This is a genomic window from Pseudomonas sp. NFACC25 (assembly GCF_900100935.1).
Classification (GTDB): Bacteria; Pseudomonadota; Gammaproteobacteria; order Pseudomonadales; family Pseudomonadaceae; genus Aquipseudomonas; species Aquipseudomonas marginalis.
Genome location: NZ_FMUC01000023.1, coordinates 46,547 through 66,789, shown reverse-complemented (window position 1 = coordinate 66,789; position 20,243 = coordinate 46,547). Strand labels below are relative to the sequence as shown.

Genomic DNA, 20,243 nt, shown 5'->3' with positions numbered 1-20,243 from the left:
CGGTGCCGCGGTTTTTGCAGCCGATGGGGCGGTGAGGCGTGGGCGCCCCGTGGCAGGCCTCGTCCCAGAGCCCTCGGTCCTTTATGTCTGCGTCGTTGGGTGCAAGCGGCACAGCCTTTGCTCAAGGCTTGATGCGGCGCTTGCACCCTGTGCAGGCGATGACAATTACAAGAACCGGGAGTTGCCATGTCAGTACCTGAAACCACCCACTTGCTACAGCGGGCCATTGCGTCCGAATGCCTGTTCAACGGCGACTGGATACCTGCCTCGGGGTCCGTGATCGCGGTGATCGAACCCGCCACCGGCGAACCCCTGATGCGCTGCGCCATGGCCAACCCGGCCGACATCGCCGTCGCCTGCCGCAGCGCGGCCCTGGCGCAGCCGGCCTGGGCAGCACTCGGCCCACGGGAGCGCGCCGAGGTGTTTCGCAAGGCGGCGGACCTGGCCCAGCAGTCCTTTGCCGAACTGGCGCTGTACGTCGCGCGGGAAACCGGCGGCGCGTTGTTCAAGGGCGAGCACGAAGTGCGCGAGGCGATTGTGCTGCTGCATCAGGCGGCGGGGCTGTTGTCCCAACCTCACGGGCTGGTGCTGCCCAGTGCGGCAGGTCGCCTGTCCTATGCCCGGCGTCAGCCCCACGGCGTGGTCGGGGTGATTTCACCGTTCAATTTTCCGCTGGTGCTGTCGCTGCGCTCGGTGGCCCCGGCCCTGGCGGCGGGCAATGCGGTGGTGCTCAAGCCCGACCCGCAGACCCCGGTCAGCGGTGGTTTTCTCATCGCCCGGCTGTTCGAGGAGGCGGGCTTGCCCAAGGGCCTGCTGCAGGTATTGCCCGGTGCCGCGCCGGCGGGTGAGGCGCTGTGCCGCGATCCGAATGTGCAGATGATTGCGTTCACCGGGTCGACGGCGGCGGGGCGCAAAGTCGCCGAAGTGGCCGGACGACACCTGAAAAAAGTCGCGCTGGAACTGGGCGGCAAGAACCCGCTGATCATTCTCGAAGACGCCGACCTCGACCTGGCCGCGAGCAATGCCGCCTGGGGCGCCTGGCTGCACCAGGGGCAAATCTGCATGGCCACCGGCTTGATTCTCGCCCATGAATCCATCGCCGAACGCCTCACGCGCAAGTTGGTGGACAAGGCCCGGGCGTTGACCGTGGGCAATGCCGCCCGCGGTGAAGCCGCGCTCGGCCCGTTGATCAACCAACGGCAATTGCAGCGCGTGCACGAGATCGTCAGCGACAGCCTGCAAGCGGGCGCACGGTTGGAGGCGGGTGGCGAATACGACCAATTGTTCTACCAGCCCACCGTGCTCAGCGGTGTGCGGCCAGGCATGCGCGCGTTTGAGGATGAAATCTTCGGGCCGGTGGCCACGGTGGTCAGTTTTGCCACCGACGAGGAGGCCATCGAGCTGGCCAACCGCACCGAGTACGGCCTCTCGGCCGCGATCATCTCGCCTTCGGTCGGGCGTGCCATGGCCATCGGCGAGCGGCTTGACTGCGGCCTGCTGCACATCAATGACCAGACCGTCGCCGACGAATGCATCAACCCCTTTGGTGGGCGCGGCGCTTCCGGTAATGGCGGCAGCGTAGGCGGGCCGGCCGACTGGGACGAGTACAGCCAGTGGCAGTGGGTCACGGTGAAGAACACTGCACCTGCCTATCCGTTTTGATCCACCTATGCGCCTATACAAAAACAAGAGGGCTTGAACATGAACCTGCACAACAAAACCCTGGTCGTCACCGGCGTCGCCTCCGGCATTGGCGCCGAGCTGGCGCGGCTCGCGCGCTTCCAGGGTGCCACGGTGATCGGCGTTGATCGCCATGCACCGCAACTGACCCTGGATGGCTTTTTCCAGGCTGACCTGGGCGATCCGGCCAGCATCGATGCCCTGGTGGCGCGCCTGCCGGCACGGGTCGACGGGCTGTGCAACATTGCCGGCGTGCCCGGTACCGCGCCCGTGCAAGCGGTGGCCACGGTCAACTACCTGGGGTTGCGGCACCTGACTCAAGCGCTGCTGCCACGCATGGCGGCGGGCGGCAGCATCGTCAATGTCGCTTCGGTGCTCGGTGCGCAGTGGCCGCAACGCCTGGAGCTGCACAAGGCCCTGGCCGCGACGCACAGCTTCGAGGCCGGGCAGCAGTGGCTGGCGGCCAATCCGGTGGAGCAGGCCAGCTGTTATCAGTACTTCAAGGAGGCGCTGATCGTGTGGAGCTTCCAGCAATCCCAAGGCTGGTTTCGCGATCACGCGGTGCGTATCAACTGCGTGGCGCCGGGGCCGGTGTTTACCCCGATTCTCGACGATTTTGTCAGCATGCTCGGGCCGGAGCGGGTGGCCGCGGACAGCCAGCGCATGACCCGTCCGGCCCTGGCCGATGAGGTGGCGGCGGTGATCGCCTTCCTGTGCTCCGACGCCGCGCGCTGGGTCAACGGGGTCAATCTGCCGGTGGACGGTGGGTTGGCGGCGACCTACGTGTAGGGGGTGCTACAGCGGTAAACCCCGGTGCGGATCCACCGTGCCGGGGGTCTTGAACAACAACAAAAATACAGGACATACAAGATGCTCAAGCCTATCTTGCGGACGGTTGCGGCCGGGACCTTTATCGCACTGTCATCGACTGCACATGCTTACGACTTGCCCGGCCTCAACCTGGGCAGCACCAGTTTCTACGACGGCTCACCGGCACCCGCCGGCCCGGGCTGGTACCTGGAGGAATACCTGACGTACTCCCGGGCCAGCCGTTTCAATGATGCCAACGGCCACAAGCTGGCACTGCCCAACCAGGACGTGGAAGTGGTGGCGCCTACCACACAGATCATCTACCTCGGCCAACCCTTGGCGAATGGCGCGATGCCCGGATTCACCCTGATCAACACCTCCCTGGCCCATGTGGATGTCGACGACGGGTTGAACAATGCGGCCCTGAGTTCTCGCGCCGGCTTTGGTGATGTGATTGTGGGGCCCTTCCTGCAACTGCCGACCCTGAGCCGCGCCGATGGCAGCCCGCTGTTGACCCAACGTATCGAAGCCGATATCTCGGTGCCGGTGGGCGCCTATGACCGCAAGCGCTCGATCAACCCAGGCAGCAACTTCTGGTCATTCAACCCGTATTACGCGGCGACGTACTGGTTCAGCCCGAAGTGGTCGACGAGCGGGCGGTTCATGTACCTGTGGAATGGCAAGAACGATGATCCGCAGGCAGGCTTCGGGGATGTTTCCGATACCCAGGCCGGGCAGGCGTTGCATGCCAACCTGACCCTGCAATATGCCGTGAGCCAGCAACTGAGCGTGGGGGTTAACGGCTACTGGTTGAAGCAGATCACCGACACCCAGGTCGATGGGCACGCCGTGAGCGGGCGTCGGGAGAAGGTCTGGGCCATCGGCCCAGGCCTGGTCTACGGGTTCAGCAAGGAAGACGTGCTATCGGTAAACGCCTACTTCGAGCAGCAGGCGGAGAACCGCACGCAGGGCAACAAACTGGTGCTCAATTGGCTGCATAAGTTCTAGTGGGCGCCGTACGCACCATCACGCTGATGATGGTCAGTGCGGCAATCACCACCCCGGGGGAGGTCGCCAGCAGTACCCCGGCGGTGCCGGCGCCGGCGGCGAGCAGTTGCCCGGCCGCCAGCGGCCCGGCCACCGAACCCAGGCGGCCGACGGCCACCGCGGCACCGACACCGGTGGCGCGTACCGAGGTCGGGTAGGAGGGCGGTGCCGATGCGTACAGCACCAACTGCGCGGCCATCACGAACAGGCCGGCGGCAAAACCGGCGATGGCCATGGGCACGATGCCCACCGACAACCCGACTCCGGCCAATGCCGCCAGCAACCCGGCATACACACCCAGCACCACTTTGACGGCATTGCAGCGGTCCAGCAGCACGCCGCCGAGCAGTGAGCCGAGGGCGCCGCCGATATTGAAGAGCATCTGCACCATGCCCGCCTGGGGTTTGCTGAAACCCTGCTCCAGCAACAGCGACGGCAGCCAGTTAAGCAGCATGTACATCACGGTCAGGGTGAAGAAATAGCTGAGCCACAACGCCAACGTGGTGCGGGCGCGACCTTCGCCGAACAGCGCCTGGCCGGTAGAAGGGCGGGCGCCGTGCGTAGTGTCGCGCTGTTGGCGAAAGGCGCTGGACTCCGGCAGCAGCAGGATCATCAACGGCACGGCGAGCAACGGCGCCAGGCCACCGATGATAAAGGTGGTCTGCCAGTGCTCACTGGAAAACATCGCCACCACCGCGGCCAATGCGCCACCCAGCGGCACCCCGCAGTACATCACGCTGATGGCCGTGCCCCGGTTGCGTTCGCTCACTGCTTCGGCGCACAGCGCGATCAGGTTGGGCAGTGCGGCGCCCAGGCCCAGGCCGGTGAGAAAGCGCACCAGCAACAGGCTGGCGTAGCTGTCGACAAACGCGGTGCTCAGGGAAAACAGCCCGAACAGCAGCACGGCACCCACCAGGATTTTCTTGCGCCCGATGCGGTCGGCGACCCAGCCGCCGAAGAACGCCCCCGGCAGCAGGCCGATGATGCCGACGCTGAACACCCAGCCGAGCATCTTCGGATCCAGGGCGAACGTTTGACGTAACCCGGCGGCGGCAGTGCCGGCGGCCTGCAGATCGAACCCTTCGATCAGCGCAACGATAAAGCACAACGCAATAGTCAGCGTCGAACGACGCGATGGACTGTCCATGGGCAAACCTCATTGTTGTTTTTGTTGTGGTGACGAGCGCGAGTGGCTGCTGGTGATTAAGATAACAAAGATAACTAAAAAATGAATCGTGGATTAATTCGTCCATAAAACATGAATAAATCCATGTAATTCATTGGTTTGCGATGTTGATCCATATGCAACTAAAAAATAGATAGCTTTATTAATGTTCGATTATCGCTCAGTTGTGGTTGACGGGCACCGCCGGCTGTTTCCATTCTTGGCTCGCGAAGCCGACCGGGCCGAGCGTGTGCCACCCCAAAAACAACAACAAAAAATGGACATCGAACATGCCAGAACTCCCTATGGAGCACGCCGTTGCAGCGGCGCCCGTCGCCTGTGTGTCGAACAATACCCCACGCCTGCTCATGGCATGCCTGGCCTTGAGCGTGTTGCCCACTTCGCTATGGGCCGCGGGCTTTATCGACGACAGCCACGGCACCTTGACCTTGCGCAATTACTACCTGGACCGCGACTACAAGGACGACGGAGCGAAGACCGCCGCGCGGGAATGGGCCCAGGCGTTCATCCTCAACCTGGAATCGGGCTACACCTCGGGCCCGGTGGGCTTCGGCCTGGATGTGCGCGGGCTGATGGGGGTCAAGCTCGACTCGTCGCCGGACCGCAGCGGCACCGAGTTGCTGCCGGTGTCGGCCAGCGACAAGCGCGCCGCCGATGAGTACTCGCGCCTGGCCCCGACTGCCAAGCTGCGGTTTGCGCAAACCACGGTGAAGGCCGGCGATGTGTCGATCTTCCTGCCGTTCGCCTTTGCCAGCCCGTCGCGCCTGTTGCCGCAAACCTTTCGCGGCACCACCTTGAGCTCCAAGGACATCGATGGCCTGACCTTCAACACCGGCTACATCGACCGCATCAACAAGCGCGACTCCACCGACTACCAGGCCATGACCATCGCTTCGCCCAACCGGCGTTTCAACGCCACCGCCACCACGTCGCACCTGGCGTATATGGGCGGGGACTATCAGGTCAACAAAGACCTCAGCCTGCGCCTCTATCACTCCCAGGTCGCCGACCTCTACCAGCAGGACACCCTGGCGCTGTTGCACAACCTGCCGTTGGGCGATGGCGTGCTCACCAGCGACCTGCGCAGTTTTTTCAGCCGCGAGGATGGCAGTGCCAAGGCGGGCAAGGTGGATAACCGCAACCTCTCGGCGCTGTTCGGCTACCGCCTCGGCGGCCATCGCGTCAGCCTTGGCTACATGCACTCAAGCGGGGAGACGGCCACACCCTATATCTCCGGCACCGAGTTGATGGGCATGAGCGAGTTGACCATGAGCTCGGACTTTCTTAACGCCAAGGAGCGCACCTGGCAAGCCATCTATGACTACGACTTCGCCGCAGCGGGTGTGCCGGGGCTCAAGAGTCGGCTGCGCTATGTGCGCGGCGACAACATCGAACTGGCCGCTTTCAATGCCGAGGACCGCAAGGAGCGCGAGTTCCAGATGGAGTTGGGGTATGTGATCCAGGACGGCCCGCTGAAGAACGTCGGGTTCATGGCGCGCAAGTCGATCTACCGCAATGACTTCCCGAGCGGCGCGGCGTTTCGCGATGAAAACCAGACCCGTTTCCTGGTCCTCTACACCGTGGCGCTCTGGTAGGCCGCTCAGTCCTGATAGACCTTCTTCAGCAGGCGCAGCAGCTCTTCGCGTTCCTGGGCGTCAAGGGCGGCCGTGGCGTCCAGGTCACTCTGGGCGGCGATGGCCTTGAGTTCCTTGAGCAGGATTTCGCCGCTCTTGCTGAGGAAGATCCCGTAGGAGCGCTTGTCCGGCTTGCAGCGCACCCGCACGGCGAGGGCGCGGCTTTCCAGCTTGTTCAGCAACGGCACTACCTGGGGCGGCTCGATGGCCAGGGCGCGGGCCAGGTCGGCCTGCATCAGCCCGGGGTTCTGCTCGATGATCGCCAGGGCCGAGAACTGTGCAGGGCGCAGGTCGTGGTCCGACAGCCGGCCGATCAGGTTCTGGAACAGCTTGAGCTGGGCGCGGCGCATGGCGTAGCCGATCAGATCGTCCAGGGCTGAATCCAGCGGCGGCCGTACCTCGTCGTTGTCGGGCAGGGCCTGGCTGGCGGCGGCGATGGTGGAAGGCTTGGCCATTGGCAGTGCAATCCTCAGAAGGTGGAGGTTAAGAAGGCTATCTAGTTTGCCGGGGTTGGCGCGCCATGGCTATGCCGGCTTTTCACAACGCCTGGAAAACGCAGGTTTCATCGCGTAAAAATATTGGTTATCCGGATTAATAGTTAATTGACATAACTATATTTGCGGTTTAATTTCGAATCATCTTCAAACCCAGAACAAGAGCGTACCGCCATGAGCAATTACGAAGGCCGTTGGACCACCGTCAAGGTTGAGATCGAAGAAGGCATCGCCTGGGTCATTCTCAATCGTCCGGAAAAACGCAACGCCATGAGCCCGACCCTGAACCGGGAAATGATCGACGTCCTCGAAACCCTCGAGCAGGACCCTGCCGCCGGCGTGCTGGTGCTGACTGGCGCGGGCGAAGCCTGGACCGCCGGCATGGACCTCAAGGAATACTTCCGCGAAGTGGACGCCGGCCCGGAAATCCTCCAGGAAAAAATCCGTCGCGAAGCCTCGCAATGGCAATGGAAACTGCTGCGCATGTACGCCAAGCCGACCATCGCCATGGTCAATGGCTGGTGCTTCGGCGGTGGCTTCAGCCCGCTGGTGGCCTGCGACCTGGCGATCTGTGCGGACGAAGCGACCTTCGGCCTTTCGGAAATCAACTGGGGCATCCCGCCGGGCAACCTGGTGAGCAAGGCCATGGCCGACACCGTGGGCCATCGCCAATCGCTGTACTACATCATGACCGGCAAGACCTTTGGCGGGCAGAAAGCCGCCGAAATGGGCCTGGTCAACGAAAGCGTGCCGCTGGCTCAACTGCGCGAAGTGACCATTGAACTGGCGCGCAACCTGCTGGAGAAAAACCCGGTGGTGCTGCGTGCCGCCAAGCATGGCTTCAAGCGCTGCCGCGAATTGACCTGGGAGCAGAACGAGGATTACCTCTACGCCAAGCTCGATCAGTCGCGCCTGCTCGACACCGAAGGCGGTCGCGAGCAGGGCATGAAGCAGTTCCTCGACGACAAGAGCATCAAGCCTGGCCTGCAGGCGTATAAACGCTGAAGGGCGCGGCCGCCTGGCCGCGCCGTTGTACCCTGCTTGAACGTATTCCCGATAAAGACAATAAAGAGGAATCACCATGCTGGACGTGCCCCTGTTGATCGGCGGCCAGTCGTGCCCCGCCCGTGACGGTCGAACCTTCGAGCGCCGCAACCCGGTGACCGGTGAAGTGGTCTCGCGGGTGGCCGCCGCCACCCTGGAAGATGCCGACGCCGCCGTAGCGGCCGCCCACGCCGCGTTCCCCGCGTGGGCGGCGCTGGCACCCAACGAACGCCGCACCCGCCTGCTCAATGCCGCCGAGCAATTGCAGGCGCGCAGCGCCGAATTCATTGCCGCCGCCGGCGAGACCGGCGCCATGGCCAACTGGTATGGCTTCAACGTGCGCCTGGCGGCCAATATGCTGCGCGAAGCGGCGTCGATGACCACCCAGATCACCGGTGAAGTGATCCCCTCCGATGTCCCCGGCAGTTTCGCCATGGCCTTGCGTCAGCCTTGCGGCGTGGTACTGGGCATCGCGCCGTGGAATGCCCCGGTGATCCTCGCCACCCGCGCCATCGCCATGCCGTTGGCCTGCGGCAATACCGTGGTGCTCAAGGCCTCGGAGCTGAGCCCTGCGGTGCACCGCCTGATTGGCCAGGTGTTGCAGGACGCCGGCCTGGGCGATGGCGTGGTCAATGTCATCAGCAATGCCCCGGCGGATGCCGCTGCGATTGTCGAGCGGCTGATCGCCAACCCGGCCGTGCGCCGGGTCAACTTCACCGGCTCGACCCATGTGGGGCGGATTGTCGGCGAACTCTCGGCGCGTCACCTCAAGCCGGCCTTGCTGGAACTGGGCGGCAAGGCGCCGTTGCTGGTGCTCGACGACGCCGACCTCGACGCGGCGGTGGCAGCGGCGGCCTTTGGCGCCTATTTCAACCAGGGCCAGATTTGCATGTCCACCGAGCGCCTGATTGTCGATGCCAAGGTCGCCGATGCGTTCACCGCCAAGCTGGCGGCCAAGGTCGCGACCCTGCGCGCAGGCGATCCCATTGCAGCGGATTCGGTTCTGGGTTCCCTGGTGGACGCCGGCGCCGGCACACGCATCAAGGCCCTGATCGACGATGCCCTCGCCAAGGGCGCGCGGCTGGTGGTGGGTGGCCAACTGGACGGCAGCATCCTGCAGCCGACCCTGATCGATGGCGTTACCGAGCATATGCGCCTGTACCGCGAAGAATCCTTCGGTCCGGTGGCGGTACTGCTGCGCGGTGACGGGGATGAAGCCTTGTTGCGCCTGGCCAACGACTCCGAGTTCGGCCTCTCGGCGGCGATCTTCAGCCGTGACACCGGGCGTGCACTGGCCCTGGCCCAGCGTGTCGAGTCGGGCATTTGCCATATCAACGGCCCGACCGTGCATGACGAGGCGCAGATGCCGTTTGGCGGGGTCAAGTCCAGCGGCTACGGCAGCTTCGGCGGCAAGGCCTCGATCGAGCACTTCACGCAATTGCGCTGGGTGACCTTGCAGAACGGGCCACGGCATTACCCGATCTGAGCAGGCGTCGCGACATAACAATAACAAGGCGGCGTTGACCCGCCTTGCTGGAGGACACCCTTGTGAGTTCCGAATTCAGACCGCAACCCCAGCCCGCACCGCGATACCGCGAGGTCTCCATCGGCCACGCAGCGGTGGCGGTCACTGAAGAACACGGCGTGCTGCATATGCGCTCCCTGGAGCCCCTGGCCGAGTTGCCGGCGCGCCTGCTCGATCGCCTGGTGCATTGGGCCCGGGTGCGCCCCGAGCAGACGTTTATCGCGGCCCGCCAGGCCGGTGGTGATTGGCGCCGGGTCAGCTACCGCGAGATGCTCGACAGCGTGCGTGCGATTGCCCAGGGCCTGTTGCGTTACGGGTTGTCGGCGGATAAGCCGCTGGCCTTGCTGTCGGGCAACGACATCGAGCATTTGCAGGTCGCCCTCGGCGCGATGTACGCCGGCATTCCCTATTGCCCGGTGTCGCCGGCGTATTCGTTGTTGTCCCAGGATTTCGCCAAGCTGCGGCATGTGTGCAACCTGCTGCAACCGGGGCTGGTGTTCGTCAGCGATGCGGCGGCTTACCAGCGTGCCATCGACGCCGTCCTGCCGGCCGAGACCCCGCTGATCAGCGTGCGCGGCCACGTGCCTGGGCGCACTCAGGCCAGCTTCGCCAGCCTGCTGCAAACGCCGGGCGGCGCCGAGGCCGACGCGGCGTTCCAGGCCACCGGCCCCGACAGCATCGCCAAGTTCCTGTTCACCTCGGGTTCGACCAAGTTGCCCAAGGCGGTGATCACCACCCAGCGCATGCTTTGTGCCAACCAGCAAATGCTGCTGCAGACGTTCCCGGTGTTCGGTGAGGAACCGCCGGTGCTGGTGGACTGGCTGCCGTGGAACCACACCTTCGGTGGCAGCCATAACGTCGGCATCGTGCTCTACAACGGCGGCACCTTTTACCTCGACGACGGCAAGCCGACCGCCCAGGGCTTTGCCGAGACCCTGCGCAACCTCAAGGAAGTCTCGCCCACGGCCTACCTGACGGTGCCCAAGGGCTGGGAAGAACTGGTCAACGCCCTGGAACAGGACGCCGAGTTGCGTGAACGCTTTTTTGCGCGGATGAAACTGTTCTTCTTCGCCGCCGCCGGCCTGTCGCAAAGTATCTGGGATCGCCTCGACCGCGTGGCCGAACAGCACTGCGGTGAACGCATCCGCATGATGGCCGGGCTGGGCATGACCGAAGCCGCGCCGTCCTGCACCTTCACCACCGGGCCGTTGTCCATGGCCGGCTATATCGGCTTGCCTGCGCCCGGCTGCGAGGTGCGCCTGGTGCCGTTGGACGGCAAGTTCGAAGGGCGCTTTCGCGGGCCGCACATCATGCCGGGGTACTGGCGGGCGCCGGAGCAAACCGCCGAGGTGTTCGACGACCAGGGTTTCTACTGTTCAGGTGACGCGATCAAGCTCGCCGACCCGCACCAGCCGCAACTGGGGCTGATGTTCGACGGGCGCATCGCCGAGGATTTCAAATTGTCTTCGGGGGTGTTTGTCAGTGTCGGCCCGTTGCGCAATCGCGCGGTGCTCGACGGCTCCCCCTATGTGCAGGACCTGGTGATTGCCGCGCCGGACCGTGAATGCCTGGGAGCGCTGGTGTTCCCCCGGCTCTACGAGTGCCGTCGGCTGGCCGGCTTGAGCGCCGACGCCAGCGACGCTGAGGTGCTGGGCAGCGCACCGGTACGCCAGTGGTTCGGCGACTGGTTGCAGCGCCTCAACCGCGAGGCCACCGGCAATGCCAGTCGCCTGGAATGGATTGCCCTGCTCGACGAGCCAGCGTCCATCGATCGCGGGGAAATCACCGACAAGGGTTCGGTCAACCAGCGCGCCGTGCTGCAATGGCGCGCGGCCAGGGTCGAGGCGCTGTATCGCGGTGAAGACCCTGCGATCCTGCGCGCCGGGCCCAAGCCTTGAACTGCGCCGGGCAGTACTCGGCGTTTGCCGATGCGGCGATTTTCGCGGCGGTGCGCACGCCGTGGGTCGACCTTGGCGGTGCACTGTCCCAGGTGTCGCCTATCGATTTGGGAATCAAGGTCGGCCGCGAAGTGCTGGCCCGGGCCGGCATCGACCCCCTGGCGGTGGACAGCGTGCTGGCCGGCTCCATGGCCCAGGCCAGTTTCGATGCCTACTTGCTGCCCCGGCATATCGGCCTGTACAGCGGGGTGGCGCAAGCAGTCCCGGCACTGGGGGTGCAGCGCATCTGCGCCACCGGTTTCGAGCTGCTGCGCCAGGCCGCTGAACAACTGCGCGACGAGGTGCAACTGGCGCTGTGCGTGGCCAGTGAATCCATGTCGCGCAACCCGATTGCGGCCTACACCCATCGGGATGGGTTTCGCCTCGGCGGCGAGGTGCAATTCAAGGATTTTCTCTGGGAGGCCCTGTACGACCCGGCCCCCGGCCTGGACATGATCGCCACCGCCGAAAACCTGGCGCGCCGTTATGGCCTGAGCCGCAAGGCCGTGGACCGCTACGCCTGCGACAGCCACCAGCGTGCCTTGCAGGCGCAACGTGACGGCGCGTGGGCGGAAGAAATCGTCACGGTCGATAACCAGGTGTTCGAGCTTGACGGGTACCAGCCCAGGGGCATCAGCCTCGCGCGCCGGGCCTGTGCCGTCAGCGCCGACAGCCACCCACGACCCACTGACCTTGAAGCCCTGACGCGCTTGCGCGCCGTGCATCCAGGCGGCGTGCAAACCGCCGGCAACAGTTGCGCGGTGGTCGATGGCGCGGCGGCGGCTTTGGTGGGGCGTGCCTCGGCCTGCACGCGCCCGGCCCTGGCGCGGCTGCTGGCCAGCGCGGTGGTCGGTGTGGCCCCCGAGTTCATGGGCATCGGCCCGGCACCGGCGATCCGCCTGCTGCTGCAACGCAGCGGCTTGAACCTGGGCGACATCGGCCGCTTCGAAATCAACGAAGCCCAGGCCGCCCAGGTACTGGCGGTTGCCCATGAACTGGAGCTGGACAGCAGCCGCCTCAACGTCGAGGGCGGCTCCCTTGCCCTGGGGCATCCCCTGGCCGCCACCGGCCTGCGCCTGGTGATGACCCTGGCCCGGCAACTGCGCCAGCACAACCTGCGCTACGGGATTGCTGCGGCGTGCGTGGGCGGCGGGCAGGGCATGGCGTTGCTGATCGAGAACCCTGTCTACCGCGCTTGATGGTTTTTTTAGTCGATGAGGTGTCCCGATGTGGAGCTATGAGGCGCCCCTGGGCGATATGCAATTTGTCCTGGAACACTGGCTGCAGGCGCCCGATACCTGGCAGCGCCACCCGGCATTCGCGGCCCTGGACCTGCCGCTGGCGCTACAGGTGCTGGAGGAGGCGGCACGCTTCAGCCAGGGCGTGCTGGCGCCGTTGAATAGCAGCGGTGATCGCCAGGGCTGCCGCTGGCAGGCGGGCCGGGTCAGCACCCCGGACGGCTTCGTCGAGGCCTATCGCGCCTATGTCGAGGGGGGCTGGCCGGCGCTGGCGTGTGCCGAGGAGCAGGGCGGGCAGGGCTTGCCGCAACTGCTCGATGCGGCGCTGCAAGAGATGCTCTATGCCAGCAACCACGCCTGGGCCATGTACACCGGGATCGCCCACGGTGCCTACCTGTGTCTCAAGGCCCACGCCGCCCCATGGTTGCAGGCGCGCTACCTGCCCGACATCGTCAGCGGCCAGGCCTTGCCCACCATGTGCCTGACCGAGCCCCAGGCCGGCAGCGATGTCGGCTTGCTGCGTTGTCGCGCGCAGCCCCAGGCGGATGGCAGTTATCGCCTCAGCGGCAGCAAGCTGTTTATCTCCGGCGGCGAGCACGACCTCACGGCGAATATCCTGCACCTGGTGCTGGCGCGCCTGCCCGATGCGCCGCCGGGCAGTCGTGGCATTTCACTGTTCCTGGTGCCCAAGCAGCTGGACGATGGCCAGGCCAATGGCGTGCACTGCGACGGCATCGAACACAAGATGGGCATCAAGGGCAGCGCCACCTGCTCCCTGGTGTTCGACGCCGCCCAGGGCTGGCTGGTCGGCGAGCCCAATCGCGGCCTGGCGGCGATGTTTGTGATGATGAATTCGGCGCGCCTGCATGTGGGCCTGCAAGGCCTGGGGCATGTCGAGGCGGCCTGGCAGAACGCTCGCCAGTACGCCGCCGAGCGCTTGCAGATGCGTGCGCCGTCAAGGCCGGAAGAGGTGGTGGCCCAGGCGGCTGACCCGATCCGTTATCACCCGGCCATGCGCCGCGTGTTGCTGGAGCTGCGCACCACCAGCGAGGGCATGCGCGCCATCGGCTATTGGGCGGCGCACCTGCTTGATCAGGCCGAGCACGGCCAGGACCCGTCGGCGGCGCAGTTGGCGCCGCTGCTGACCCCCATCATCAAGGCGTTTTTCACCGAACAGGGCTTTCGCCAGGCCAGCCAGGGGCTGCAGGTGTTCGGCGGTTACGGCTACGTCACCGAGTTCGCCATCGAACAAACCCTGCGGGACAGCCGTATCGCGATGATCTATGAGGGCAGTAACGAGATCCAGGCCAATGACCTGTTGCTGCGCAAGGTGCTGGGGGATGACGGCCGAGCCTTTGGCCTGCTGCTGGCCGAGTTGCGCGCCGAGGCCGCGCAGGGCGCGCAGTATGAGGAATGCGCAGGCTTTTCCGATGCGTTGGCCAGCCTGTGCGACGCGTTGGCCAGTGTGGTGCACGCCATCCGTGAACGCACCCATGAGGACAGTGAATACCCCTATCGGGCGGCGCCGGATTTCCTCCAGCTCTGTGGCGTGGCGTTGCTGGCCTTTGCCTGGGCGCGGGCCGCGCGGGTCTCCAGGGCCCTGCGCGAAGACGATCCGCTGCGTGCCGCCAAGCTGCAAAGCGCCGGGTTCTTTTTCGATTACCTGCCGTCGCGGCTGGCGCAGCACCTGGGCGCCATAGACGGGGCACGGGCAGCGCTGGCGTTCATCTGACGCGGCCAGGTGCTTGCGGTACTACTTGCGGTACCATGGCGGCTCACGTTTTCTGGAAGTTGCCTGGATGAGTAAACCCGGTCAATTGGTGCTGGTTGCACTGCGCAAGATGATTGCCAGCGGGGAGTTGGCGGCGGGCGAGCGGCTGATGGAGATTCCCACGGCGCAGCTGTTCGGCGTGTCGCGCATGCCGGTGCGCATGGCCTTTCGTACCCTTGAGCAGGAAGGACTGCTGGTGCCGTTTGGCGGGCGTGGCTATCAGGTGCGCTCGGTCAGCCCCAGCGACATTGCCGGCGCCGTCGAAGTGCGCGGCGTCCTGGAAGGCCTGGCGGCACGGCAAGCCGCCGAGCAGGGCTTGTCCGCTGCGGCGCGTGCGGCGCTGGAGCGCTGCCTGGTGGAAGGCGATCAACTGTTCGAAAAGGGCTACGTGACCGAGGATGACCTTGAGGTCTATCACGACCTGAACATGCGCTTTCACCAGGTCATCGTCGAAGGCAGCCACAACCCGGCCATCGCCGACGCGCTGGCCCGCAATGATCACCTGCCGTTCGCCTCGGTGACCGCGCTGGCGGTGGATCGCGAGGACATGGCCCGCGAGTACCGACGCTTCAACTATGCCCACATGCAGCATCATTCGGTTTTCGATGCCCTGGTCAATCGCCAGGGCGCGCGGGCCGAAGCCATCATGCGCGAACACGCCAATGCGACGTTGCGCTATGCCGAGATCTTCAGCTCAGCCACCGCCGCCGCGCGCATGAAGGTGATTTTGCCCGCGTCGTGAACCCTGTCAGATATCGAGTACCAGCAGCGGGGTTTTCGAGCGCGAGCAGCAGGGGGTGAACTGGTCATTCAGGGCCTGTTCCTGTTCGGTGAGGAACAGGTCGCGGTGCTCCGGTATGCCCTCCAGCACACGGGTCAGGCAGGTGCCGCAAATCCCCTGTTCGCAGGACACGGCAATCTCTATGCCGTGGCTTTCCAGGACCTGGACCACGGTCTTGTCGGCGGGAATTTCAAAGACCTGGCCGCTGCTGCCGAGCTTCACCGAAAAGCCGCCGTCGAGGCTGCTGTCCACCGGTGCCGCGCTGAAGTATTCGCGGTGCAGGCAGTCTTCCTGCCAGCCCTGCGCGCGTGCGCTGTCGAGCACATGCTGCATGAACCCGCCGGGGCCGCAGACATACAGGTGCACGTCATCGGCGGGCGCTGCCAGCACTTCGGCGATGTTCAGCGCGGTGTGGGGCTGCTCATCGAAATGCAGGAACACCCGCGCGGCAAACGGCGACGCCTCGAGCCGCTGCACAAACGCCGCACGCTCACGGGCGCGGGCGCAGTAATGCAGCTCGAAGTCGGCACCTACATGGGCCAGGCGCTCGGCCATGCACAGGATCGGGGTGATGCCGATGCCACCGGCAAACAGCAGGCTGCGTCGCGCGTTGTCGGCCAGGGGAAACAGGTTGCGCGGTGCGCTGATGGTCAGGCGGGCGCCCTCGTGAACCTGCTCGTGCAGGCTGCGCGAGCCACCCCGGGACGCCGGGTCCTTGAGCACGCCGATCAGGTAGCGATGACGTTCTTCGGGGTGATTGCACAGGGAATATTGCCGGATCACTCCATCGGGCAGGTGCACGTCAATATGCGCGCCGGCACTGAAGGCCGGCAGCGCCTGGCCATCGACACTGGCCAGTTCATAGCTGCAAATGTCCTGGGCTTCGTTGTTACGGGATACCACCACCACATCGATCATGTTCAGTCCTCGCAAAGTTGTCGCGCTGTTCAGGCGGTGGTGGTGGCGATCAGTTGCGGTTCGAGGGCGCGTTCCTTGGCAATTAGTCGCTCCAGGATCTTGCGCGATTGCACGCCACCCGCGTCGATATTCAACTTGAGCAGGTTGCGCTGCGGATGGGCCAGCAGGTTCTGTTGCTGGCGTTCGAGCATCTCCAGGTCCTCGCTGAAAATCTTGCCCTGGCCCTCGCGAATGCTTGCGGTCAGCGCCTCGTCGTGGGGGTTGAAGTTGCGCGCCATGCCCCAGAAGTACCAGATCGAGGTGTCGGTTTGCGGGGTGATGAAGTCGACCACGATGCTGGCAGCCTTGTGTTCGGGGGCGGCGTTATAGCCACCTTTGCCGGCGTGGGCCACGCCGACTTCGATCAATACATGGCTGGGCGGGGTGAAGCGGCAGATCTGCCAGCGGTCCACCGGCACGTCATCGGCAAGGTTATTGCCGCGCAGGGCCATGCGCCAGAACGGCGGGGCCATGATGTTTTCCATGTGCCGGGCGGTGACCACTTCATCGCCGTCCACCGTGGTCACGGGCGGCGCTTCGTCGATTTCCTTCTGGCCGATGCTGGAGGCGTGCACGTAGGTTTCGTGGGTCAGGTCCATCAGGTTGTCGATCATCAGGCGGTAGTCGCACTGGATATCGAACAGCCCGCCGCCATAGGCCCACTGGTCACTCTCGGCCCATTCCAGATGGTGGATCAGCGCCGGGTCGGCCTGGGCCTGATCGCCGGGCCATACCCAGATGAAGCCGTAGCGTTCAACGGCGGCAAAGGTCTTGTTGCAGGGAAAACCACGTACCCGCTGGCCGGGCATTTCCACGGTCTTGCCGTCGCCGCCCATGACCAGGCCGTGGTAGCCGCAGACCAGATTGCCGTTCTCGACATACCCCAGTGAAAGCGGCGCGCCGCGATGGGGGCAGAAGTCCTCGACCGCCACCACGGCGCCTTCCTGGCCACGATAAAACACCATCTTTTCGCCGCAGATCTGTCGACCCAGGGGCTTGTGTGCGATTTCATCGGGGGTGCAGGCGACATACCAGGTGTTCTTGGGGTACATGATGACTCTCCAGGCGGCGGATTGTTTTTATTTAATGGATCCATTAAATGGCTGGCCTGATGGAGAGTCAATCTATTGTGGTTGCTTTATTGGGCGATTATCGGACGATTACGTTTCAATGGATCCACTGGTTGGATTCAGTAGCGAATCATCACTGACTTCAACTCGGTGTAGTCCTCGATGAAGGCGCTGCCGAACTCCCGGCCTATCCCCGAGGACTTGTTGCCGCCAAACGGCACCGCCGGGTCCAGCATCGTGTGCATGTTCACCCACACCGTGCCGGCCTCGATGGCGGGCACCATGCGCAGGGCTTTGCTGAGGTCGTTGGTCCACAGGCTGGCGCTCAAGCCATAGGGGGTGTTGTTCATCAAGGCCAGCAGTTCTTCTTCGCTGTCGTACGGCAAGAACGTGGCAATGGGGCCGAAGGTCTCTTCGTTGAGCAGGGTGTCGTTGACGCTGTTGGCGAGGATGATCGTCGGCTCGACGTAACAGCCCGGCCGGTCGATCAGGTTGCCACCGTGAATGATGCGGTTGTTTTCGGCACGGGCCTTGGCGAAGAACTCGCCGAGTTTGAGCTGGTGCTGGCGGTTGGTGACCGGGCCGAATTCGGTGCGCTCATCCAGGGGCGAGCCGATGTTCAGCGTGCTCAGGCGCTGGGCCAGTTTGCCCATCACCGTTTCGATCTGTGAACGATGCACAAAGAAGCGTTCGGCGGCGGCGCAGATTTGCCCGGAGTGCAAAAAGCCTGCTTCGATGATGCCGTTGACGGCCTTGTCCAGGTCCACATCGGGCAGGAACCCGGCCGAGTTCTTGCCGCCCAGTTCAAGGGTGGCGCGGGTCAGCCCGGCGCCCATGGCACTCTGGCCCACCGCAATCCCGGTCGGCACGGAGCCGGTGAACGACACCTTGTCGGTGCCGGGGTGTTCGATCAGGCCTTTGCCGACGCTGCCGCCGCCGGTCAAGACGTTCAGCGCACCGGCGGGAAGGCCGGCGGCAATCGCCAGTTCGGCGATGCGCAGGATGGTCAGCGGCGTGAACTCGCTGGGCTTGATGATGATGCTGCAACCGGTCACCAGCGCCGAGGCGAGTTTCCAGATGGCGATCATGGTCGAGAAATTCCACGGCACGATGCCGACCACCACTCCGACCGGCTCGCGCAGGGTGAACGCGGTGTAGTGCTCGCCGGCGAAGGAGGGCAACGATGGGGTGATGGTCTGGCCGCTGATCTTGGTGGCCCAGCCGGCGTAGTAACGCAGGAAGTGCGCGGCCTGGTCGACTTCGAAGGCGCGGGAAATCTGGATGATCTTGCCTGACTGGCAGGTTTCGATCTGTGCCAGTTCTTCGCGGTGTTGCTCCAGCAGGTCGGCCAGTTTGAACAGCACGTTGCCGCGCACCGCTGGTGCGACCTGCGACCACTGCTTGAAGCCTCGGCTCGCGGACGCCACGGCCGCGTCAATGTCGGCCGGGTCGGCGTCGGCGACATCGGCGATGACCTGGCCGGTGGCCGGGTTGATCACCTCCAACCGCTGGCTGGAATGGCTCTCGACGTAGCCACCGTCAATGAACAACGTATGGGTTCGACGGAGGAAGGCTTCAACCTGGGGCAGCAGTGGAATATCGCTCATGGGTTTTTCCTGGTGGCAGAGATTGAAAAGCCCGAGGTTAATCCCAGTGGCCGGAACGGGCTTGACTGTGGCTGCCCAGTGGCATGTCTGTGGCTGCCAGCGCCTGTGCACGACGGATCAGCCTGAGCCTTTGAAAAGTACAATCTTGACTCTGGAAGGTGCATGTCCTGCCAGGAAGGCACGCTCCATACTGGCCCTGCATCCGGCGCCACGCCTTGATTCCTGGCGTTGCCCGGACATCCAATAATAAGCAGGGCCATCCATGAAAAAGCCAAACCCGCTCCTTGAAGACCTCAAGTCCATCCTGCCGACCATCGCCGCCAATGCCTTCGTGGCCGAGCAGGACCGCCAGGTGCCCGCCGAGAATATTGCGCTGCTCAAGAGCATCGGCATGCACCGTGTGTTTCAGCCGAAAGTGTTCGGCGGCATGGAGTTGTCGCTGCCGCAGTTTGCCGACTGCATCGCCTTGCTCGCGGGGGCCTGCGCCAGCACGGCCTGGGCCATGAGCCTGTTGTGTACCCACAGCCATCAATTGGCACTGTTCTCGGCCCAACTGCAGCAGGAGGTCTGGGGCACTGACCCGGATGCCACGGCCAGCAGCAGCATCGCGCCGTTCGGGCGCACCGAGGAAGTCGAGGGCGGCGTGCTGTTCAGCGGAGAAATGGGCTGGAGCAGCGGCTGTGATCACGCCGAGTGGGCGATCGTGGGTTTCCGCCGCAACAACCCCCAGGGCTCCCAGGATTACTGCTTCGCGGTGCTGCCGCGCAGTGACTACCAGATCCGCGATGACTGGTTTGCCGCCGGCATGAAGGGCAGCGGCACCAAGACCTTGATCATCGACAAGGCCTGGGTGCCGGAACACCGCATCCAGAAAGCCAAGGACATGATGGAAGGCAAGTCCGCCGGCTTCGGGCTGTACCCCGACAGCAGGATTTTCTACTCACCGTACCGGCCGTATTTTGCCAGCGGTTTTTCCACCGTCAGCCTGGGCGTCGCCGAGCGGATGCTCGAGGTGTTCCGCGAAAAGACCAGGACCCGCGTGCGCGCCTACACCGGCGCGGCGGTCGGTGCCGCGACCCCGGCGTTGATGCGCCTGGCCGAGTCGACGCACCAGGTGGCCGCCGCGCGCGCCTTCCTCGAAAAAACCTGGGACGAACACGCTGAACACAGTGAGCAGCAGCGCTACCCCAGCCGCCAGACCCTGGCGTTCTGGCGCACCAACCAGGCCTACGCGACCAAGATGTGCATCCAGGCGGTGGACCGTCTGTTCGAAGCCGCCGGCGGCAACGCCTGGTTCGAGCACAACGAGATGCAGCGCCTGTTCCGCGACTCGCACATGACCGGCGCCCATGCCTACACCGACTACGACGTCTGTGCACAGATCCTCGGCCGCGAGCTGATGGGCCTGGAGCCCGATCCGAGCATGATCTGAAGCTGCTTTTGAAAACAACAATCAGGGCTG

At 64.5% G+C, this 20,243-nt stretch carries 16 protein-coding genes; 11 read left to right on the top strand and 5 right to left on the bottom strand.

Annotated features, from left to right (window positions below; translation table 11 throughout):
• The first annotated feature begins 186 nt into the window (after positions 1 to 186).
• From BLQ09_RS30140 to BLQ09_RS30130, 3 genes are all read left to right on the top strand, one after another.
• Positions 187 to 1,662: a benzaldehyde dehydrogenase gene (locus tag BLQ09_RS30140; RefSeq protein ID WP_027603456.1), complete on the top strand. Its 1,476-nt coding sequence runs from the start codon at positions 187 to 189 to the stop codon at positions 1,660 to 1,662.
• A gap of 39 nt (positions 1,663 to 1,701) precedes the next feature.
• Positions 1,702 to 2,469, top strand: coding sequence for a coniferyl-alcohol dehydrogenase (locus BLQ09_RS30135; RefSeq protein ID WP_027603457.1), 768 nt, complete (start codon positions 1,702 to 1,704; stop codon positions 2,467 to 2,469).
• Between the two features lie 81 nt (positions 2,470 to 2,550).
• A complete protein-coding gene (locus BLQ09_RS30130) occupies positions 2,551 to 3,498 on the top strand; it encodes a SphA family protein (protein WP_027603458.1) in 948 nt (315 codons plus the stop codon).
• On the opposite strand, the gene mhpT is transcribed toward BLQ09_RS30130, so the two are convergent.
• Positions 3,476 to 4,684 carry a 3-(3-hydroxy-phenyl)propionate transporter MhpT gene (mhpT, locus tag BLQ09_RS30125; protein ID WP_027603459.1) on the bottom strand — a complete coding sequence of 403 codons (1,209 nt, stop codon included), beginning with the start codon at positions 4,682 to 4,684 and terminating at the stop codon, positions 3,476 to 3,478. The genes BLQ09_RS30130 and mhpT overlap by 23 nt on opposite strands.
• A gap of 308 nt (positions 4,685 to 4,992) precedes the next feature.
• On the opposite strand from mhpT, the gene BLQ09_RS30120 reads away from it, so the two are divergent.
• Positions 4,993 to 6,318 carry an OprD family porin gene (locus BLQ09_RS30120; protein WP_175472344.1) on the top strand — a complete coding sequence of 442 codons (1,326 nt, stop codon included), beginning with the start codon at positions 4,993 to 4,995 and terminating at the stop codon, positions 6,316 to 6,318.
• A gap of 5 nt (positions 6,319 to 6,323) precedes the next feature.
• Here BLQ09_RS30120 and BLQ09_RS30115 read toward each other — a convergent pair whose 3' ends face one another.
• Entirely contained in the window at positions 6,324 to 6,812 is a 489-nt protein-coding gene (locus tag BLQ09_RS30115; protein ID WP_027603461.1) for a MarR family winged helix-turn-helix transcriptional regulator, read from the bottom strand.
• Positions 6,813 to 7,025: 213 nt separating this feature from the next.
• Here BLQ09_RS30115 and BLQ09_RS30110 point away from each other — a divergent pair, with 213 nt between their 5' ends.
• From BLQ09_RS30110 to BLQ09_RS30085, 6 genes are all read left to right on the top strand, one after another.
• Positions 7,026 to 7,856, top strand: a complete 831-nt coding sequence (locus tag BLQ09_RS30110; protein ID WP_010567568.1) for a p-hydroxycinnamoyl CoA hydratase/lyase — start codon at positions 7,026 to 7,028, stop codon at positions 7,854 to 7,856.
• Positions 7,857 to 7,932: 76 nt separating this feature from the next.
• Positions 7,933 to 9,381, top strand: a complete 1,449-nt coding sequence (locus tag BLQ09_RS30105; protein WP_027603462.1) for an aldehyde dehydrogenase — start codon at positions 7,933 to 7,935, stop codon at positions 9,379 to 9,381.
• A gap of 62 nt (positions 9,382 to 9,443) precedes the next feature.
• Complete coding sequence (locus BLQ09_RS30100) at positions 9,444 to 11,318, top strand: feruloyl-CoA synthase (protein WP_092359686.1); 1,875 nt, start codon at positions 9,444 to 9,446, stop codon at positions 11,316 to 11,318.
• Positions 11,315 to 12,556 (top strand): thiolase family protein, encoded by a 1,242-nt coding sequence (locus BLQ09_RS30095; RefSeq protein ID WP_092359684.1) that lies wholly within the window; start codon positions 11,315 to 11,317, stop codon positions 12,554 to 12,556. The genes BLQ09_RS30100 and BLQ09_RS30095 overlap by 4 nt, the downstream gene beginning before the upstream one ends.
• A gap of 28 nt (positions 12,557 to 12,584) precedes the next feature.
• Complete coding sequence (locus BLQ09_RS30090; RefSeq protein ID WP_092359681.1) at positions 12,585 to 14,327, top strand: acyl-CoA dehydrogenase; 1,743 nt, start codon at positions 12,585 to 12,587, stop codon at positions 14,325 to 14,327.
• Positions 14,328 to 14,394: 67 nt separating this feature from the next.
• Positions 14,395 to 15,108 carry a GntR family transcriptional regulator gene (locus tag BLQ09_RS30085; RefSeq protein WP_027603466.1) on the top strand — a complete coding sequence of 238 codons (714 nt, stop codon included), beginning with the start codon at positions 14,395 to 14,397 and terminating at the stop codon, positions 15,106 to 15,108.
• 6 nt (positions 15,109 to 15,114) lie between these two features.
• On the opposite strand, the gene BLQ09_RS30080 is transcribed toward BLQ09_RS30085, so the two are convergent.
• From BLQ09_RS30080 to BLQ09_RS30070, 3 genes are all read right to left on the bottom strand, one after another.
• Positions 15,115 to 16,065: a PDR/VanB family oxidoreductase gene (locus BLQ09_RS30080; RefSeq protein ID WP_092359680.1), complete on the bottom strand. Its 951-nt coding sequence runs from the start codon at positions 16,063 to 16,065 to the stop codon at positions 15,115 to 15,117.
• Positions 16,066 to 16,094: 29 nt separating this feature from the next.
• Positions 16,095 to 17,156 (bottom strand): aromatic ring-hydroxylating oxygenase subunit alpha, encoded by a 1,062-nt coding sequence (locus BLQ09_RS30075; protein ID WP_092359678.1) that lies wholly within the window; start codon positions 17,154 to 17,156, stop codon positions 16,095 to 16,097.
• A 137-nt stretch (positions 17,157 to 17,293) separates the two neighbouring features.
• Positions 17,294 to 18,781 (bottom strand): aldehyde dehydrogenase family protein, encoded by a 1,488-nt coding sequence (locus tag BLQ09_RS30070; RefSeq protein ID WP_092359676.1) that lies wholly within the window; start codon positions 18,779 to 18,781, stop codon positions 17,294 to 17,296.
• Positions 18,782 to 19,043: 262 nt separating this feature from the next.
• On the opposite strand from BLQ09_RS30070, the gene BLQ09_RS30065 reads away from it, so the two are divergent.
• Entirely contained in the window at positions 19,044 to 20,213 is a 1,170-nt protein-coding gene (locus tag BLQ09_RS30065; protein ID WP_092359674.1) for a p-hydroxyphenylacetate 3-hydroxylase oxygenase component, read from the top strand.
• The last annotated feature ends 30 nt before the right edge of the window (positions 20,214 to 20,243 follow it).